The following is a 3,342-nucleotide window of genomic DNA, read 5'->3' on the forward strand; positions in this document are numbered from 1 at the left end:
GGCGACGCTCGCGCTCGCGCAGGCCGCCGAGGCGCACCGGCGCATGGAGGCCAACAGCCTGATCGGCAAGCTGGTGCTGCTGCCCTGAAGCCGGGCTCAAGTAGCCGCCGGCCCGGCCGTTATCCGCAGACATGGTACTTGCCATGCACAGCGGGCCGCACAGGCGGCGGAGGCGGCAGTGGACACGGGACGCAGGCGCTACCCCTTCATCTGGTTCGAACGGGGGGGCTGGTGGTTCAAGATCTTCGGGGAAGTGTTCGGGCCGTTCGCGAACGCGACGCGCGCGCACGACAGCTTCGTGCTGGCACGCCGGCTCGACAGTGGCTGGTACGGCGAAGGCCGGGACGCGCGCTGAAGGCTGCGCGTCCCGTGCGCCGGATCAGACCGGGCGGTACTCGTTGACGCGCACGCTGCCGAGGCGGGCGACGAGGTCCTCGTAGCTGATCGCCGGGAAGCTGTCCGAGAAGCCGGCGGCGGCGTCGGCGACCGCATCGAGCTTGCCGGCGGTGTCGAGCTTCTTCAGGTCGCTCTTCTCGACGCCGACGAGTTCGAGCACTTCGTTGTAGACGGTGGCCTCGTCGAGCGGCAGCACCCAGAACGGGATGCCGTTGTAGCTGAGCTGCCAGCGCTCGGAGAAATCGACGTCGGTCGCGAACAGGAAGTACTTGCCCTCGGGCACCAGCCGCTCGCCGAGCACCTCGACCAGCAGCGGCAGATGCTTCGCCGACAGCGTCATCGCCGCGACGAACGGCAGGCTGCTCGCCCCGGCATCACCGACCGCCATGACCTGATCGGCCTTGATGGACGGCGGGCGGGCTTCGTCGGACATCTTCTCGGCGAATTCGAGCGCGATCACGCCGCGGAAGCCGAAGCGCCCCGGCTTCTTGGTCGGGCCCTTGTGCACCGGCGACAGCAGTCGCCCGTCGGCCTCCAGGCCGGCGAAGGGGGTTTCCTGAATCGTGACCATGGAGGGTCTCCCGGAAATGGTATGGACGAGGTACGAAAACTGGGGCGCACGCGCCGCAGATCGGGGTTGAGCAAGGTCCATACCATTCTGTGAAAAACCGGTTTTATCCATCTTCATCAATCAGATGAAAACTCCGCCCTCCTGAGCGACCCGGCATCGCCCGGGGGGCTTGCCGACAAGCTCCGCGACTTGTCGGGTTTGCGACAGCCGCCGGCGGGCGGTCCGGGCCGCGGAGGATGCGGTTACACTCGGCACTCCTGCAGATCTGCCGACCGCCCGGGGCCCCGCGTGAATCCACCGACCGCCGTCGCCATCGAGCGTCTCGACCACGGGACGCTGAGCTTTCTGGATTTCGACCACGGCATCAGCGCGATCGACACCGGCTTCGAACGCCCGCTGTTCGACGCGAGCCACCTGATCATCGACCACGGCCGGGCCGCCTTCGTCGATGCCGGCGTCAACGCCTCGGTGCCGATGCTGATCGGCGTGCTCGAACACAAGGGCCTCACGCCCGCCGCGGTCGACTGGCTGCTGCTGACGCACGTCCACCTCGACCACGCCGGCGGCGCCGGCGAGCTGCTGCGCCGGCTGCCGAACGCGAAGCTGGTCGTGCATCCACGCGGCGTGCGCCACATGGTCGATCCGACGGCGCTGATGGCCGGCGCCTCGGCCGTCTACGGCGAGGACGTGGTGCGGCGCACCTACGGCACGCTGACGCCGGTGCCGCCCGGGCGCATCGTCGAGGCCACCGAGGGCCTCGAACTCGTGCTCGGCAGCCGCCGGCTGACGGTGTTCGACACCCCCGGCCACGCCCGCCATCACGTCTGCTACCGCGACCACGGCGCCAGCGCCTTCTTCACCGGCGACACCTTCGGCATCTCGTACCGGGAATTCGACACCGCGCGCGGCGCGTTCATCTTCCCGACCTCGACGCCGGTGCAGTTCGAGCCCGAAGCGATGAAGGCCTCGATCGCGCGCATGGCCGCCTGCCAGCCCGAGGCGATGTACCTGACGCATTACTCGCGCGTCACCGACGTGGCGCGACTCGCTGCCGAACTCATCGAACAGGTCGATCAGCTGGTCGCGCTGGCGCAGGCGGCCGACGGTCACGCCGACCGCCACGAGCGCCTGGTAGAGAGCCTGCATGCGCTGTTCGCCGCACGCGCCGCCGCGCACGGCTGCACGCTCGGTGCCGCGCAGGTGCGTGAGCTGCTCGCGCTCGACGCCGAGCTGAACGCGCAGGGCCTCGAAGTCTGGCTCGACCGCGCGCGCGCGGCCTGAACCGGTGCGCCCGACATGGCCCTGACGCTCGCGCTGCTGCTCGCCGTACACCTGCTCGCCGCGAGCTTCTGGCTCGGCGGCATGGCCTTCATGCTGTGGATCGCACCCCCGGCGCTGGCCGCGCGCCTGCCGCCCGAGCAGCAGGGGCCGCTGCGCCTGGCGCTGCTCGGGCGCTTCCTCGCCGCGGTCTGGATCGCGATGCCGCTGACGCTCGCCTCCGGCTACGCGCTGTTCGCGCTGACCGGCGCTGCCGTGCGCGCAAGCCCGGGCCTGCACGCGATGGCCGGGCTCGGCACGCTGATGGGCGCCGTGTTCGCCGGGCTTTATTTCGGCGTGTTCCGGCCGCTGCGCGCCGCGGCCGCGATCAAGGTGCCGATCAGGCTCCGCGGCGAAGGCACGTACGCGGCGGTTACGACGCTGCTGGCCATGACGCATTCGGAGTTTCCGGATTTGGCGGTCGTGAGACTTTCGGTGCGTGGCGAACCGAATTCGCCGACGTCCTCGGCCTCGATCTCGGTGGACTTTGAGTGGTTTGCCGAATCTGCGGAAGCTTCCGGGGCGGCATCGAAAAAGAACCCGGGATGAGCTGGCCACGGCCCGGCCTGTTTCGCAGGCTAGGGGCATGGGACAAGCGCGGAACAAGAAGGTCTATTACTGTGTGCTGTCGCTGGCCGGGGTTGCCTTGGGCGTGGACAAGCTGTTCTTTGGGGCATCGAATCCGGGGGAGGCGGCCGCAGCGTCCGATTACGCGATCGCGCCCGGTGAGTGGACGAACGAAGCCAAGGAAGCCGCCCCGGTGAGTTTCGACATGCCGGCACGCGCGTCCGATCGGCTTGAGCTGCTTGAGGCGGCGCCCTCGCAATCTGTCGATGCCTTTCGCATCGAGAAGGAATGGCTCAAGCCCGTCCCCAAGCCGGCCGGGGTTGCGGAGTCCGGCGAGCCGGCCGAGAACTCGATCGAGGCGTTCAAGAAGAAGGCGAAGCTGACCGGGCTGAGCGGATCGGGCGAGTCCGGCCAGGCGATGATCAACGGAAAGCGTGTCGTCGTCGGCGAGTCGTTCGCGGTCGAGGACGCGGCGCGTCGGGTGGCCAAGG

The 3,342-nt window shown here is 69.1% G+C and carries 5 protein-coding genes; 4 read left to right on the forward strand and 1 reads right to left on the reverse strand.

Annotation, left to right across the window (positions count from 1 at the left end; genetic code table 11):
• Positions 1-178 precede the first annotated feature (178 nt).
• Positions 179-355 carry a hypothetical protein gene (locus PKE44_RS16805; RefSeq protein WP_324553565.1) on the forward strand — a complete coding sequence of 59 codons (177 nt, stop codon included), beginning with the start codon at positions 179-181 and terminating at the stop codon, positions 353-355.
• Between the two features lie 24 nt (positions 356-379).
• Here the strand turns inward: PKE44_RS16805 and PKE44_RS16810 are convergent, their stop codons facing one another.
• Positions 380-967, reverse strand: coding sequence for a hypothetical protein (locus PKE44_RS16810; RefSeq protein ID WP_324553567.1), 588 nt, complete (start codon positions 965-967; stop codon positions 380-382).
• Between the two features lie 345 nt (positions 968-1,312).
• On the opposite strand from PKE44_RS16810, the gene PKE44_RS16815 reads away from it, so the two are divergent.
• The 3 genes from PKE44_RS16815 to PKE44_RS16825 all read left to right on the forward strand — a co-directional run.
• The gene (locus PKE44_RS16815; protein ID WP_324553573.1) at positions 1,313-2,248 is read left to right on the forward strand and encodes an MBL fold metallo-hydrolase; all 936 of its coding nucleotides are present in this window, start codon (positions 1,313-1,315) and stop codon (positions 2,246-2,248) included.
• Between the two features lie 15 nt (positions 2,249-2,263).
• Positions 2,264-2,833, forward strand: coding sequence for a hypothetical protein (locus tag PKE44_RS16820; RefSeq protein WP_324553569.1), 570 nt, complete (start codon positions 2,264-2,266; stop codon positions 2,831-2,833).
• A gap of 103 nt (positions 2,834-2,936) precedes the next feature.
• The coding region (locus PKE44_RS16825; RefSeq protein WP_324553571.1) for a hypothetical protein at positions 2,937-3,342 on the forward strand (406 nt) is incomplete at its 3' end.

The organism is Plasticicumulans sp. (genome assembly GCF_035331805.1).
Classification (GTDB): domain Bacteria; phylum Pseudomonadota; class Gammaproteobacteria; order Competibacterales; family Competibacteraceae; genus Plasticicumulans.

What these genes read in the sequence shown, in the direction of transcription:
- PKE44_RS16810 (WP_324553567.1), bottom strand. Translation starts at nt 967, where the DNA reads ATGGTCACGATTCAGGAAACCCCCTTCGCCGGCCTGGAGGCCGACGGG.
- PKE44_RS16820 (WP_324553569.1), top strand. Translation starts at nt 2,264, where the DNA reads ATGGCCCTGACGCTCGCGCTGCTGCTCGCCGTACACCTGCTCGCCGCG.